The organism is Pseudoalteromonas sp. Scap25 (assembly GCF_013394125.1).
GTDB lineage: Bacteria > Pseudomonadota > Gammaproteobacteria > Enterobacterales > Alteromonadaceae > Pseudoalteromonas.
This window is the reverse complement of sequence record NZ_CP041327.1, coordinates 601,525-616,803: the sequence shown is the minus strand read 5'-3', so window position 1 is coordinate 616,803 and position 15,279 is coordinate 601,525. Positions and strand designations below refer to the sequence as shown.

12 protein-coding genes are annotated in these 15,279 nt (G+C 37.7%); 2 read left to right on the top strand and 10 right to left on the bottom strand.

Features of this window, described 5'->3' with window-relative positions; all coding sequences use genetic code 11:
* Positions 1-30: 30 nt before the first annotated feature.
* The 4 genes from FLM54_RS02840 to FLM54_RS02825 all read right to left on the bottom strand — a co-directional run bounded on the left by FLM54_RS02840 (position 31) and on the right by FLM54_RS02825 (position 5,505).
* Positions 31-792, bottom strand: a complete 762-nt coding sequence (locus FLM54_RS02840; protein ID WP_178955041.1) for an ABC transporter substrate-binding protein — start codon at positions 790-792, stop codon at positions 31-33.
* 504 nt (positions 793-1,296) lie between these two features.
* Complete coding sequence (locus FLM54_RS02835) at positions 1,297-2,157, bottom strand: DNA-binding domain-containing protein (protein WP_178955039.1); 861 nt, start codon at positions 2,155-2,157, stop codon at positions 1,297-1,299.
* Positions 2,154-3,140, bottom strand: coding sequence for a DUF692 domain-containing protein (locus FLM54_RS02830; protein WP_138608981.1), 987 nt, complete (start codon positions 3,138-3,140; stop codon positions 2,154-2,156). Before FLM54_RS02830 ends, FLM54_RS02835 begins: the two co-directional genes overlap by 4 nt.
* Before the next feature lie 13 nt (positions 3,141-3,153).
* Positions 3,154-5,505, bottom strand: coding sequence for a ferritin-like domain-containing protein (locus FLM54_RS02825; protein WP_178955037.1), 2,352 nt, complete (start codon positions 5,503-5,505; stop codon positions 3,154-3,156).
* A gap of 424 nt (positions 5,506-5,929) precedes the next feature.
* Here FLM54_RS02825 and FLM54_RS02820 point away from each other — a divergent pair, with 424 nt between their 5' ends.
* Positions 5,930-6,430, top strand: a complete 501-nt coding sequence (locus tag FLM54_RS02820; protein ID WP_138608985.1) for a hypothetical protein — start codon at positions 5,930-5,932, stop codon at positions 6,428-6,430.
* Positions 6,431-6,829: 399 nt separating this feature from the next.
* Here the strand turns inward: FLM54_RS02820 and FLM54_RS02815 are convergent, their stop codons facing one another.
* Entirely contained in the window at positions 6,830-8,368 is a 1,539-nt protein-coding gene (locus FLM54_RS02815; protein ID WP_178955035.1) for an Ig-like domain-containing protein, read from the bottom strand.
* A 484-nt stretch (positions 8,369-8,852) separates the two neighbouring features.
* Entirely contained in the window at positions 8,853-9,656 is an 804-nt protein-coding gene (locus tag FLM54_RS02810) for a transposase (RefSeq protein WP_256729632.1), read from the bottom strand.
* Between the two features lie 461 nt (positions 9,657-10,117).
* On the opposite strand from FLM54_RS02810, the gene FLM54_RS02805 reads away from it, so the two are divergent.
* Positions 10,118-11,761 carry a methyl-accepting chemotaxis protein gene (locus FLM54_RS02805; RefSeq protein WP_178955033.1) on the top strand — a complete coding sequence of 548 codons (1,644 nt, stop codon included), beginning with the start codon at positions 10,118-10,120 and terminating at the stop codon, positions 11,759-11,761.
* A gap of 205 nt (positions 11,762-11,966) precedes the next feature.
* On the opposite strand, the gene FLM54_RS02800 is transcribed toward FLM54_RS02805, so the two are convergent.
* The 4 genes from FLM54_RS02800 to FLM54_RS02785 all read right to left on the bottom strand — a co-directional run bounded on the left by FLM54_RS02800 (position 11,967) and on the right by FLM54_RS02785 (position 15,095).
* A complete protein-coding gene (locus FLM54_RS02800) occupies positions 11,967-12,617 on the bottom strand; it encodes a CPBP family intramembrane glutamic endopeptidase (protein WP_256729631.1) in 651 nt (216 codons plus the stop codon).
* 476 nt (positions 12,618-13,093) lie between these two features.
* Positions 13,094-14,122 (bottom strand): hypothetical protein, encoded by a 1,029-nt coding sequence (locus FLM54_RS02795; protein ID WP_013464099.1) that lies wholly within the window; start codon positions 14,120-14,122, stop codon positions 13,094-13,096.
* 11 nt (positions 14,123-14,133) lie between these two features.
* Positions 14,134-14,562 (bottom strand): hypothetical protein, encoded by a 429-nt coding sequence (locus FLM54_RS02790; protein WP_013464098.1) that lies wholly within the window; start codon positions 14,560-14,562, stop codon positions 14,134-14,136.
* Positions 14,563-14,768: 206 nt separating this feature from the next.
* Positions 14,769-15,095 carry a hypothetical protein gene (locus FLM54_RS02785; protein ID WP_178955031.1) on the bottom strand — a complete coding sequence of 109 codons (327 nt, stop codon included), beginning with the start codon at positions 15,093-15,095 and terminating at the stop codon, positions 14,769-14,771.
* Positions 15,096-15,279 lie beyond the last annotated feature (184 nt).

Genomic DNA, 15,279 nt, shown 5'->3' with positions numbered 1-15,279 from the left:
TTAAAGCGATTGAAAATAGATAAGGTATGCCTACTTTCTATCAATACTAGACAAAAACATACTTTCAGGTACTTTATTTTTAGTCATAACTTTATGGTATATACCGTCGTTTATACCTAAATCAATTGCTTTATTTACTACAATCATTGCGTTCAAACTTTTAGTAATGTCTTTTGCAAATGCAACATGAATTGAACGTTTCTCAATAACGTCAGAATCAAATGATATTTCGTTTTTAAATTCAATTAATTCATTACTTAACAAGTATTCACCATAACTCTGCGACATAATAAGACGGTCTACTTTTTGATTATAAAGTAGTTTAAACCCTTGTTGAGCAGTGGCAACTTCTAACAACTCATAAGTATGATAACCTTTTAATATTTTGTCATGTACACCTAAACGAACACTCGCAATAATATTTTCTTCGCCTTTTCTATCTTTATGATAAAAAGCACCAAATGCCCCCATACCAATTGGGTTTGACAATACCGCCCACTGCTCTCTTCCTGGTAGATTAGCCGCTAAAAATAGACCGTCAGCTTTTCCTGACTGAGTATAATAGTTTGCTCTTGCCCAAGGTAAAACAATGGCATCCACCTCATACCCCAATTTAGCTAAGCTTTGATTTAAAAATTGCCAACTCGCACGATAGATTGGGTAATTTTCCTGCAGCATTTTTTCATGATCATGGCCAACTGCAAACGTAATGGTTTTATCTTTTTCGCTGGCATTTAACAAGCCGATATTAAAGCAGAAAATGCAAAAAAGAATGAGAGTTCTACGAATCATAGTAATCTCTTTTTGAAGGTGAATTTTTAAATTATATAAGATTTAAAAATAAAAGTTATATTTAAAGTGCTTGCTAATAACATAATAGGCATAAGCTATTTCAGTAAGGGGCCGCCCTTTAGTCTGTATCGATTAATTACACCCTAAATTTCACAAAAACGGGAAGTGAATTTATCACTATGTTTCAATAATCTGCCTGCAATCAGTCACCCCTAAAAAATTACGTAAGGCCTCCAATAAAGAGCTTAACTGTATTTTCAGTTGGTGCCCCATTTAATTGTTGGGTTGAAATAAAACACTTGAACTCTGTGAATAAAAAATCAAGGAAAAACCGCGACCAACTTGCGCGGTATTTTACAATTTTGAACCCCTTTGTGGTTTTACTAAATACAGCCTCAAATCCCAATAAAAGGAGAAACTAAAGGCAGATGCAAGCCATAACGGTAAAACCAGCCCAACACCGTTCAGCAAGCCGAGGAATAAGAAACTCACCAAAGGTGATAATTAATTTTTGTGTAGCGTAAACAGTCCTATATTCACGGCACTAGGGATCCAAATAGCTAATTGAGACTTTAATACTTGTGTTTCTATATTCATTTTATCTGAACAATAGGCGACAGCCTCTTTGTAACAATGCTGATCTTTTTTTAGCTGAAGCAAGAAATCGGTTTGCCAGTCGTTTAACATAGTGACTTTTAAGCGGTATTGGTGGCGTGATATGGCAATATACGTTTGCTCTGGTGTGGGCGCAAGAGATGACTTACCTTGCTCAAGCTCAGCGACTAAAGGCAGTAAAGGATAATCGCTTTGAATAAGCTGTACGGACTCAGGTACTGCTATTATAAAGTCTTGCGCAATACCGCAAAGTAGCTCAATTTCGCTAATGGACAAAGCTTCATGTGCGGTTTCGGGCCCAGGCTTCAAAAGTGTTAATGCTTTTGCTCTTTCAAATTTAGCTAGTTCTGCGGGTAGACAAAACATAGCTTGCTGATGCGGGCTAAAATCGCCTGTGGGTTTTGTGTGCGCTAAAAAATCAGCGAAGCGCGAGCCTAGCTGGTGCATAGTCCAAGACTCCGATGGCAAGGTGACAATAAAAGCTTTAGCGAAGGTATCAAATACTTCCTTACCCATGAACTGGCAAAGTAGTGCAAACTCCCCCCTAAGGCACTCGACTAAACGCATCACATAACCTGCAGCATAGATGTCGACCCTTCGCATGGCATTAAGGGTGCCACTGCTTTTAACACACTTATATAAAGTTAAGCCTTGTGAAGCAGCAGTATTAAGCTTTTGTGGCAAATCACCTCGCACCATTAAAACGGTGCTAAGCCACTGCTGGGTTTGTATTAAGTCTGGTGTTTTCATTGATCTAACTCTACTCGCTTAGACATGGTGTGGCGTGCCGCATCTAAACGCTCGTTAACTATGGGGGTTGAAAGCGCGTTAGTGTTAATAATCGTATTTTGTTCCGGGATATGACCTGCTAGTACCAGCTTTGCTTTGTTTAACTCTCCAACCAGCTCAGAAAAACTGGGAATATTGGCATCCCACTCAAGTAAGGTCGAAGTCCCCCCAGTTAAGCGCTGCGCCAATTGGTAAAGCTGCCAAACCTTATAGGGGACAGGCTGGTCATGAGTGTCTATCAAACAGTCTCCACAATCACTAGGGCCTGCAAGGTGTATTTGAACAATGTGATCGAGGGGTAATTGGCGAATAAATTGCTCGGCGTCAAAACCATGATTAAAACTACTAACAAAAACATTATTTACATCCAATAACATACCGCATCCTGTTGCTTTGACGAGCTCACAAAAAAACGCGCTTTCAGTGAAAGTAGAGTGTTGAAATTCAAGATAAGTTGACGGGTTTTCAAGCACTAAAGGCCTCTCTAAAAAGTCTTGTACTTGATCAACGCGGTCAATAACGTGCTGTAAACTTTCATCAGTTAGCGGCATTGGTAGCAAGTCGTGACTATTTAAACCAGCAAGGCCTGTCCAGCATAGATGATCAGAAATAAGTTGAGGGTTAACAAACTCACCTAACTCTTTGAGCTTGCGTAAGTATTCAAAGTTAATTGGATCGCTACTACCAATATTCATTGATACGCCATGCATAACTAGCGGGTATTGTTCCTTTAATTTATCGAGCACATACCTACCATATCCGTGGTTATCTATATAGTTTTCACTGATAATTTCAAACCAATCAACACCAAGTGATGTATCGTGTTCCAAATGGGACATAATATAAGGATAATGCTGACTTCTGAGGCCAACACCAAACCCAAGATCAGTTAGCTTTTCGATAGCGGACGCAGCAAAATCCTGCGTCCGAGTTAGATTTGTCATACGCTCTTTCCTATCAAGTTGAAGGAGGAAGTGCTAAACGAATATCTGAAGGCATTGGCTGCTCAGGCGGTTTACCGTTATCATCCAACAAGCCATTAGCATTACTGTAAGCTTGCCAAGCAATGTTGTATACAGCGTCACCTTTTTTATAAGGCATTAATACGCACTCATCTGACTTATCACTGAGAGCGGCTTGGCTTTTTGGGTAAGTATAATCTATTGCTGAGAAGCTGTTATCTTTAAGGTTAAACTTAAATAACTGCATATCGTATTCTTGGTCATCACCTGAAAGCTTCGGGAAAAGTTGAGACGCCGAAATAGGTACTGCACAACCGCCCAAGTTATTACACTTATTATCGGCTGGTGCACTTTTTGGCCCGCTCGATACACTGCCACCACAGCTGCCACCTGGCGTTGTGCTATGCACAAAACCACAACCTCCCTGCGCTTTACAATCATTACTACCTTTACAGCTGTGATATACCTCAGGAGGTGGTAAATCATTAGTGCCGATGTTGTTATAACTCATTCCTTGGCAAGCATGATAAAGCGTGTCCGCACTTTGTGGGTCGATACCGCTCACTAAATCTGGCGCTATTCCTGTAGTTGCCCAGCAGATCGAAATTCTATCTCCAGAACCTCCCATTGCTGGACCCGGAAACTCCTCAGTTTTACCCGACCAATAGCGATCTAGCGCTGTTGTGAGACCTTTGATTGTACCTACTGCTGAACTACTAAATAATTGGTGAGTGTCATTAATATTAGTCGTGAGCCGCAGATTATTGAGCGCTTGCACTACGCTTGCTACCTCTGGGAGTTGCGGATTATTCGCATGTGCTACATCGCCCCCTTTGGGATCTAATAATTCACAGCTCCAAGTGTTGCCATCAGCAAACCATGTAGGCCATGTCATGTAGCGTTCACTAGAGTTTGATGAAGGGGATTCAAAGTCAACGATCAGCTTCAGCGTATCGGTGAAAATTTGAAAGTGATCTTTATATTTATTGGTGATCCGTGCACATGCTGAGCCTGATATAGGACCTTCACTGCAGCTTGCTGGGTAATCCGCTTTTAATGCTTCAGCGCTTGGTTGGAACTTTTCTTCGACTGTACTCGGGTGAGCATCGTTTGATGGCGACTCCTTAGAAGCAAGAAAGTTTTGCGCCCATATCTCATTAGCCCAACGTTTACAAAGCATGTCAGCCACACCATCACCTTCACCTTGATCCGTAATGGCATTCACATTGTTCATTAAGGCTTCTTTGAGAGCTGTATGATCTGAATTTACGTTGAGCGAACCCATAATGCCCGGAAATTGTGCTTGATATTCATCATTTCCAGGGCGCTCATTGAAGTAGTCGCGCTGACTAGCTTCGCAGGTAGGCTGAATAGTTGCGTAATCTAACAAACTAGTTCCATCGTCATATTGGATCTGAATATAATCCCAATAACTTAAGTACATGTGCCCAATTGAACCAAATAGCGGCAAGTCACTTTCCTTGTAATTCGGTTTCCACCAGTCATATGGGGCTTGTTCAAAGTATTTTGGTCGTTGTGTATCTGCGTTTGGTTTTAAAAACTCTGGTTGAATAATTTTGTGAGCATTTTCTTCAGTCTCTTCTATCAACATAAATAGCAGCGTTTGCTCTTTACTGAGTTCTGTAGCATTAACACGTAAATCTTGTAGCGTTTTATTGGGAAAAATTTGTTTGAAATAAGCTTGAACCGCAGGGCTCAATTTAGATAAATCGGTAGTACAGTCCGCAAAGTTCAAAATATGTGGAATGCTACTTTTGTTGTTGTAGCACTTCCAACCATATTTTTCGTCAATTAACGCCTGACTAGTAAAGCTCGGTGTGAGGCCCAATTTACTTGCCATATTTGAGGCCAGTTGTAGATGCAGCATTTCTTCAATAAAAACACTATATACCCCGTTGAACACTTGTTGATTAACAGACAGTTCATATTTTTTGGCTGGTTTATTTGCATCACCACTGTTTCCAGCTGAGGTGTCGGTGTCAAACAAAGCAGTTAAGTTAACATCATACTGATTACGTCTTATTTCAGGAATATAACCAGCCGTAGGACCAAGCCCTGGCCAATAACGGCCGGGATACAGTTTCGACGAGTCTGCAATTTGGTGTGTCCCTTGAATCGAATAGAGGCCGCTCATATAAAGCGGGATTGTAAATAATTCGACGTTAATTGCAGCCTGTGCAATTGCTCTCAGACAAGATAAATCAGCCGCTTTATACTTGCTATCACGCACTTTAATTTTTTGCTTTTGCGCACTGCTGAGAAGAATATTAGCATCAATTTCTGTATCTACTGCAACCGACGGGCCCGTTTTGTTTTGCACATTCATAATTTGCTCCTTTGTGACGGTGAACGTTGTGCAATATCGCTGGCTTAAATAAAAATAAGTTAGGATCTTGGTTGGTTATCCAAGACACCTTAAAGATTTAAGCTAGTTGATTTAGGTGAGCGATGGACACTCTTTATAAAGATAGCTGAAGACAAGCGTAAAAATATTACACAGCATTACATAACGCTATAAATGCATGTGTTGCTAGAAGTAAAAATAGAAAAAAGCATAGGGTCACTAATAATTGCAACCCTGACGAGTTTTTGTATTGAGTTTTTAATCGACCTTCCTAATTACACTCAATTGAGTATTGGGTGTAATAATTTGTAATAGATATCTTAAATCATCCAACCTAACATTTTATTAACAACGAATTTTATGTTGTTTGACAATGAAATAGATATTTACAATGGAGAAATAAATTATGGGTACCGATACTAATTTTAATATTGATGTTAATCAGCTAATTACTAGTGTTTTTGGTAGCAATAAAGATCGCAACGATTTGGCTGTTGGTATAAGGAATGCTACAAAATCAACAATAAGTGTAGATTACTATATTGACCATGGTAGTTTACGAGATGTTGACGGTGGCAACAAAATTAACCCTGGGGAGCTTTGGGAAGCAGGTGTTCATGCTAAAGGTGCGGGTTCAAATATTACTATGAGCATTGAAATTTCAGGTAATAAATCTGGTTGGGCAATTATGTCCGCAACACCAGTAAATAAACAGAACTATTTTAAAGTACAGCATAGTAAAACGCCTTATAGTAGCTCTAAAGATGCATATAAAGCGGCTGATAAAACAAAAAAACACTACTCTGATGATGGCATTTACGATGAAAGTCATAACGGGTATACGGCAGTAATAAGTATGACTGGTGAAAGCCCTGCTGCCTGCACCATTGTTATCGAAGATAACTAATTTTAAATTTATTTGTTATTAGGCAGTGTATATACACTGCCAGAAACAGGACTGATATTGGTAGTAAACGATGACGGAGACCAAGGGCCTTACTTAATCATCAATGATGCTAAAAATATCTAAATTCATAGGGCGTTCTTTACCCAAGCCATAGCGCGTATTCTCACCAATCGAGGCCATTACTAGGTCCATAGCCATATTTAAATTGGTTTAAAAAGTAGGGGCGTTTGGCTTTTAGAATAAAAAGGTCAAGAAAACACAGCTGCCTGCTTGACCGGAACTTTATAATGGATGATCACTTTGCTCTACATCGCTAGACGCTTAATTTTTAATTAATAAGGTAAATCAGCAATAAAAAAGGGCTCTGTGAGCCCTTTAAATCAGTTTTATGGATATAAATTATTGCGGAATATATTGATATATGGCTTTACCATAATAATTGGTATAAGCGCCACCAACCGACAGCAGAGTATTACCATAGGCAACCGTTTTAAAATCACGTAAATAATAGCTAGTCGTATCTTGCACCTCAACCGCAAACGGATTAGCGGTAAGCGTTTTCCATTGCATTAAATCAAAATCAAATTCCACAAAGTTTTTTGCACTTAACAGGTATAACGTATTACCTATAAGTGTAGTGTCATAATAAACACCGGCTTCAAAATCAGGAATTAACTCTGAATTTAAAACACTTTGTGTAGCAACATCAAATTGACTTAACAGTAATTGCTCGTATTGACGTTGGATAACAAAAAGCGCATCACCTTTGCTAAAACAATGCTGTATTTCATTCAAACTCTCAGGTAGTTCTGTTGCTTGCCAGCTGTTATCCACTGTATTTAAACGATTAAGGCGTTGCTGTTGACCATTTTTAGAAAACGCAATGACCTCATCATTAAATGAACAACTCGCTTGTAGCGGATTAATAAACGGCGCAAAGGTAGGTGCTGCAAACGTCTGCCAGGTTTTTTCTTGTGTATCATACACTTCCATATTAGCTTGTGCATTTGCCCCACTTGCACACGCCTCGGTGCCACCAAAGAGATAAAGCTTTTTATCAACAAGTTCTGATTGATAATAATAACGACTCGATTGCGGTGAGCTCAGTTTTTGCCAGCTATTTTGTGCTATATCCCAATGTGACAACCTCGGAGCGCTCGGTTCGGCACTTGAACATATAGAAGCAGCAGCAATCGCAAAGTTATGTGTCACTGCATACAGATCATCACTGGTTGACTGAACATTTAAATGCGTACCTTCAAAGCCCGGTAAATCACCGAGTTTAACCCAAGATACTGCAATCACTTCAATATCAAATGCAGGTAAAGCAGCTTCAAATTCACCATCTGAGACACGAATAACAATACCACTGGTTTTACCTGCATGCTGATTTGAAGGCATACCACTTAATACCCCAGTTACAGTATCAAACGTCGCCCAATCAGGTTTATTGTCAATACTAAAACTCAATTGCTCAGAATCAATATCTGAAGCCGCGGCAGCAAAATGATACGTTTCATTAGCTTGCACAGTAGCAGCAGGAGTTCCTGTAATTACTGGCGCATCGTTAACAGCCGCAAGGGTAATATTAACTTTTACCGTGCTACTTTCTTTAGTGCCTTTTTTTAGTTTAAAGCTAAAGGTATCGTCACCAAATTGGTCTGCCACCGGCACGTAGCTTAAATTTGGATATATACCCGATATCTCACCAAGCGTAGGTTGTTCTACTAATTCTAAAACTATGGCCTCAGCGTCATCAGGGACTTTATTGGCATTAATGACTATAGCTGATGGACTATCTTCCTTGCCCGTAACCGTCATTAATGGCTGGATCTCAAACACACTTTGGACTACGGTCGGTGTGCTTTTTTTATCAGAACCCCCACAGCCAGTTAACAATACAGCCGATATAGCTAAACTTAAAATTTTGATTTTCATAATATAAAACCACTTCCGATGTGAAAAGTAATCTAATGGGCCTTCCGTTCCTCATCTTTGACATACCATTGACGAGCAATGAACAACAAAAGGATAAAACCTCATTAAATACTAAAGTTTTTTTAGGTACAAGAATTCATGTCAATCCATTGTAAATAAATGTATAAAAAAACTGCAAAAATCACGAAAACCAAAAACCAAATGAAACCAAATGGAAAACCAAATGGGGTCAAATCTTGACTTCAAAACCAAATGGGGTCAAATCTTGACTTCAGACATCAAACAATCTCGAAGTTTTCCGTATTGAAAACCAAATGGGGTCAAATCTTGACTTCAGACATCAAACAATCTCGAAGTTTTCCGTATTGTAATTTAACCTTTTTATCTTCAACCATTAATGTATTCAACCTACCGACAGCTTTCGATATTGCCGAATAGTGTTCAACATTAAAAACATCTGCTAAAGCCTGCAAATTTAATCCTATTAAATCTTGGCATAATTTAATAGCAAACCAGCGTGGTAAATTTTCTCTTTTCGCCCCTTTTTAACCGCTATAATCTCATCAACTTCAACATTAAAGTATTGAGCTAAGTAAGCTATAACATCATCTGCTGAGTGCTTTTTACTAACAAGCTTACTTTCACTATCTGACTTGGCAATATAGTCTTTTATGTTTTCAATAAAGTCCTCACAACCCAAAACCGACAATAACTTTTTAGCACCATAAAAAGCGCTTATTTCTTTGTTGTTTTCATATTCCACAAACTGCTTATAAGCTGCATATTTACGCTTTTTGCCTTGCAGCGAAAATATAAAATCTCGGACGAGCCATTTCGGTGTCGCTCCTCTTTTAATAAAAGCTGAATAGCTAGACCATTTATACTTAGCAAGCTCTTCTACCAACGGTGTGTTCGTTTCAATTGGGTTACGGTGAATGTACCGACTAACATGTAATAAATAGTTATCTGCATCCACAAGCACCGCTTTGTAGCGCCCTCTAAACAACGCACCATCTGTGTTATGTGTTCGATTAAAGTATTGGGTATAAAGGCCATTAATATGCTTCATGGCTCTGCCTAAATTTGCATCGGGGGTTTTGATTAGCAGGTGGTAATGATTGGTCATTAAACAATATGAATGCACTTCAATATTAAAGCGAAGGCTTGCTTGCTCAATGCAATATAAAAAACACTTAAAGTCGTCATCGCTCAAGAAGGTATTTTCACGCCCTCTCCCACGATTCATCACATGATAAAACGCATACTCTATTCGCAGCGGCCTAGACATAGTAATTCACTCAATGAGTAGTAAACTATAAATCTAGACCTTTGATGTCTGAAGTCAAGATTTGACCCCTTTCGTTCCAGAGTAAACGTTAAATACAGTCAAGCCAGCTCAATTCCTTACTCGCTGGCTGACTTTTCATTCTCAATTATCACTGTTTAGCCCTAAGCGGTGATAATTTAAAAAGTAGCCTTGAAAACCTAACTATTTAATAAAAAAAAGAAAAAACAACCCAAAAAATCACACTTTAATTTATAAAATATTAATCATTAAAGTCGGGGAATTATAATAAATAAAGTTCATAACTCTCTCGTCTATCAAAAATAACACAATTAACCTGATTAAAAACCAACCTTTATTTATTAAATTTTTGTTCTACAGTTTATTAATTAGTGGTGCTACAACGAACCTGTTATTTTTCAAAGATACAAGTCGATAAATGGACTGCCAAAAGGAATTTAAAAATGATTTCAAATTTAAATCAAATTGGTTTCACTTCAATTAAAGCAAAATTATTAGCGAGTTTTAGTCTAATAATCATCATGCTAATTGTTACTGCTGGGATTGGTATATATAACCTTTCCATAATGAATGATCAAATGAGTAAAATAATTAATGTTTCAGCTGAAAAAGTAAAACTGGCAGCTAGAGTCAATCAAGGCGCTTTAGCTGTATCTCGAGCTGAAAAAAATATAATTTTGGCAGACTCAAAAGCAGCCATGGATGAATACGCCGACTTCATAGCTCAAACGCGAGATGAAATGCTAAAGCGACGTGCAACTCTTCGCAATTTAGTCAATGACAACGGCAAACGTTTACTCGATGAATTTGCCGCGACATGGGATGAATATATTGAGGTAAATCTTCAAATTCGTGATCTAGCAAGAGCTGATTTAAACGACAAAGCAATAGCCTTATCTAAAAATGAAGGCAGGAGGCTAAACGATTTAGCCATTTCTCAAATGACTAATTTAGTAAATGCAATCGAACAAGATATGGCAAATGACGAGTTAGAAGCTCAAGCACGGCACTCCTCTGCATATAGCTTAATGCTTGTAATTACCCTTGTAGGCTTAATCGCAGGTATTGTTATTGCCATTTTTATCTCTTCGAGAATTACCGGCGCACTTAATCGCCTTTCACATAGAATGAACGATATTGCCGATGGCGAAGGTGATTTAACCGTAACAGTCGACGATTCATCAAAAGATGAAACCGGCGACGTTGCCCGCGCATTTAATAAATTTGTTGCTAAAATTCGCACCACAATAACCTCAGTGGCATCTGAAACCACTCAGGTTGCATCAACTTCCGAAGAGCTTTCAATAGTTAGTAACACCACAAGTGCAGCAGTTAAAAAGCTGCATGATGAAACGCAACAAGTTGCCACCGCTATGACGCAAATGAATGCAACAATTCAAGACGTTGCAAATAGCGCAGAAAATGCAGCAAGTTCAGCAAGTGATTCAAATAATAATGCTAAAGCCGGTGAAAGCATGGTGAACGAAACAGTTCACGCGGTTGATAACCTTACTAAAGAAATTAACCAATCCGCCTCTGCAATTGAAAAGCTACAAGCCGACAGCGAAAATATAAGTACCATATTAGATGTTATTAAAGGCGTATCTGAACAAACAAACTTATTGGCATTAAATGCCGCCATTGAAGCCGCAAGAGCGGGTGAGCAAGGCAGAGGCTTTGCAGTTGTTGCTGATGAAGTAAGAACCTTAGCACAACGAACTAAAGAGTCGGCCACCAACATAGAACAAATGATCGATAAGTTTCAATCCGGAATATTAACCGCCATTGAGGTAATGACCAAAAGCCAACAACAAACAGACTTAGTTGTTGAAAAAGTGAGTAAAACAGGTGAAACCCTGCGAACAATCAATGACTACAGCAGCGCAATTAATGATATGAACGCGCAAATAGCCTCAGCCGCTGAACAACAGGCCGTGGTTGCAGATGAGATCAGCCGCAACGTTGTTAATATTAAACAAGTGACAGAGCAATCATCAGCTGCAACTGAGCAAACATCAACAGCAAGTAACGAAATGGCAATACTAGGCAATAACTTATTAAAATTGGTACAACAGTTTAAAGTGTAAGTACTGGGCTTCTCATGCTTTCAAGCTGAGTAGTGTTCGAAAGCTAATTTAGCAGTACAAAGCACTAAAAGCATAGGTAATAAAAGGAGCTCAAATTGCAGGCATGAATGACTTGTGGTCACTTGCAAACGAGCCCTTTTGGCTGCAGCCGGTGAAGAGGTAAAAACTTACACAAGATTTTACCTCTCTTAAATTAAACTTTTAATTAGATTAGCTGCCCAACAAAGTTAACACTATTATGGGCTAAAATAGGAAACACCAAACTCCCTGTGCGCTCTCTTAGCCAAAGTAAAATAAAGCCGTAGCCGCCTGTTAATAAAATAGCGGGGAAAGAAAAGTGCCACTCTCCACCATTAAACATAACCCCATGAACTAGTCCAAATAACACCACTAAGATCAACCCTGCAATGTTAATTGACGCACCACCTAAACTATAGCGTTCAGATATGATTGCCAAAGATATACAAAATAAAAGAATCCCTCTAAACATAGGCTCCTCATCAAAGCCTGGCATTGTTGCCTGATAAAGTAAGGTTTCTAAATCGTAATTAGCTTCACCACTCCAAAAAAGTGATACAACTATCTGTAAAATGATAAACAAGCACATAACTGTAAAAGCGGGTTTTATAGAGTTTTCATTTTGCCTAAAAGTAAAACCAGCATCTGCAATACGAAAGTTAGCTTTAAATTTAACTAAAGCCAATAGTACGACTAACCAAAGGATTATTGCCGCTACTTTTCCAGACCAATTCCACGACATATCAGGAAAAAGCATACCCAAGGGGATAACCTTTCCACCTTTAAACAAAGCAAAAAAGTAGCAAACTAAAATACCTAACGAAATCAAAGACCACATTAGATTTAAATCCACTTTTTTAATTGCTCTTAATATCAAAACTAAAAGTAATATAACGCCGACATTTGCAATGTAAACCTATAAATAGATCTTCCATGAATACCTCTTTTTTAAAGGCTATTTCTGGCACTTATTTTATTATTGTTTTAAGTAGTAACTAATACTAATCCTAAATTAGGTACTGTTAAGCAATTAGTTATAAAAGAAATAAGCACTCTAGGTACAAACAGGGTGTTTACAGCAATTAATACTTTTATGTGGCTTTAAGATGGATATTAAGACTGGATATGTCGTATTGTATTCAAGGCAAAGACAAACATCCCTGCTTGACCAGAGGTTTTTAATGGCCGCCCTTCGGCTTTTGGTTTTCTACTGAATATTCAGAATATGTTTAGATATTTTAACCTCCTCAATATTATAAGGAGGTATTTAGGTCAAATGGAAAAAGCACTGTTTGACTAAATTAGACCCTGTAACTAAACATGGCGAAGGTACCTTATGCATTCTTTCTCAGAAGACGATGTCCAGCCGCTACCCAATATCTGAATAAGATAATTTTTCAGAGCTTTATTTAGTGATAGAGCTTGCTTAATAAGAGGATACCTACCTGTTCTAATCAACTCTATATAAGCAATTGCTATGTCATCAACATCTGTAAAATACTTATCATTCAACTGTATAAAAACAGCCATTACCTTATCTAATTCATATGTACACTCAGTAATTAAAGCACTCGCCATTTTATTCTCATTAGTAGAAAAAACATTAGTAAAGCGAGGTATAAAGCTTCTGGCAAACTCCCCATCTGGGCCTGCAAGTTCAATATATACTTGATCAGATATAATAGAACCCAAAACTCCACCAACAACAACACCTACTGCTACACCTATAGGCCCAAACCAGATGCCAGCAGTCGCGCCCCCAGCGGCGCCCCCAGCAAAGCCACCTCCAATGTTAGTTGCTTCACGTCCTGCCGCTTTGAGTTTATTATCTGAACTACTAATATTATAAACTGCGATACATATAGAAAGTACCCATAAGCTTCGCCCTGCTTTGCCTAAGTTGTTTGCTTTGGCGCTAACGTTAGGGTTTGCCTTCCCTGCACTTTGAACTATCTTTTTATAAATAGATGAAGCTTCTGATTCATTTAGCTCGCCAAAACCTTTACCGAACTGGCTTTTTGCATATTTATCTAGTAATACCTCTAAATTCAAACCACTGGCCTTTAACTTAACAACCTTAGCTTTACCAATATCACTAGTTTTACTGCGAGAGACTGCCATGATTTCATTTCGCATTTCATTCGCAGCTACAGCAGCTTGTTTAGGTGTTATGACTCCAGTCTTATAAGCATTAACTAATTCCAAAGACATTTTTTTTGTCTGTTCCATATATAGCGCCCTTACTTTTGAATCATTTATGAAACGACTACCAAAGTTAATTGCTGCTACTTCCATTTGCCTAATACTAGTTTCTACATCTTTGTCAGAAATAAACGAGTCCATGTTTGTAAACCTTAATCTTTTATTGTTAGATAACTTGGTGATAATTTATTTGAGTAACGAAGGCCATTTGAAGGTATTGCATGAGAAATGTGCACTTTTTTTTTGTCGGCAATAATTAAATTATTTATCGAATCCCCCCAAAATTTGAATTCAATCGTTTGATCATTTTTAATTATTAAATCTTTCAAAATCCCTGGAGAATAAGGCTTCGAGAGTTCAACACTTTCAATAACCTCACCTTTTGAATCAATCAAAGTAATATATAATGTCTCCTCGTATGGAGAATCATCGGAGGTAAAGAATATATACGTGCAATTTTTTCTTTTAAATATTTTTTCTACCTTCTTTCCATATAATACTTGTTGGTTTTGCAGGCCATCAAAATGTACTTGTAATTTTTCTTTAACTTTATTTTCTGAAAAAAATGTAACTTCTTCCATAATTAAATCCGTTTAATATTAGATATTAACAATATTATATATTTCCCCAATTAATGTACACCTTTGAAATAGAGTTACTAAATCTCACTCAAAACTACTTTGTCAAAATACGGAGTTTATTTATATAGACCAAAAGAGACCTAACAAGCTCATCCATTGACCTTTTTTCCTTTTATTTAGTCCTTTGCTCTTTAAAATCTAAGTCTTTATTCAAAGAATACAGATGAAAACATTAATAGTGCACAAAGCATAAAAATTACAAAATACACTTTAAATAATCTCGAGACGTGAGCTGGTACCTTGTTTCTATCATTTAATAAATTATACCGTTTTGCATACCAATCAAATAAAAATACACTGCCATAATGAAGTAAACCATGAAGCGCCATAAAAATATTTAGGGAATAGTAGCGATTTCCATGCTCTAAAATATCTTCAACCGTTCTGAGCTTTTTTGCTTTTAAATAAAAAGCTAAAGGTAAAAGAATGATAAAAATAACACTTAAGCCAACACCAAAAAATATCAAATCCATTATTTAATCAACAAAAAAGAAAAGCAGTTAATCTAAACAAAGTAGGCCATTAGGCATGCTAATAAAAACATAAGGCTAAATGTTATAAACAAAATATAATGAAGCTTAAACCACATCTGCAAATTTTTGGGTACCTTTTCTCTCTCCTCTATTACCTTATAACGCCTAGCATACCAATCGATTA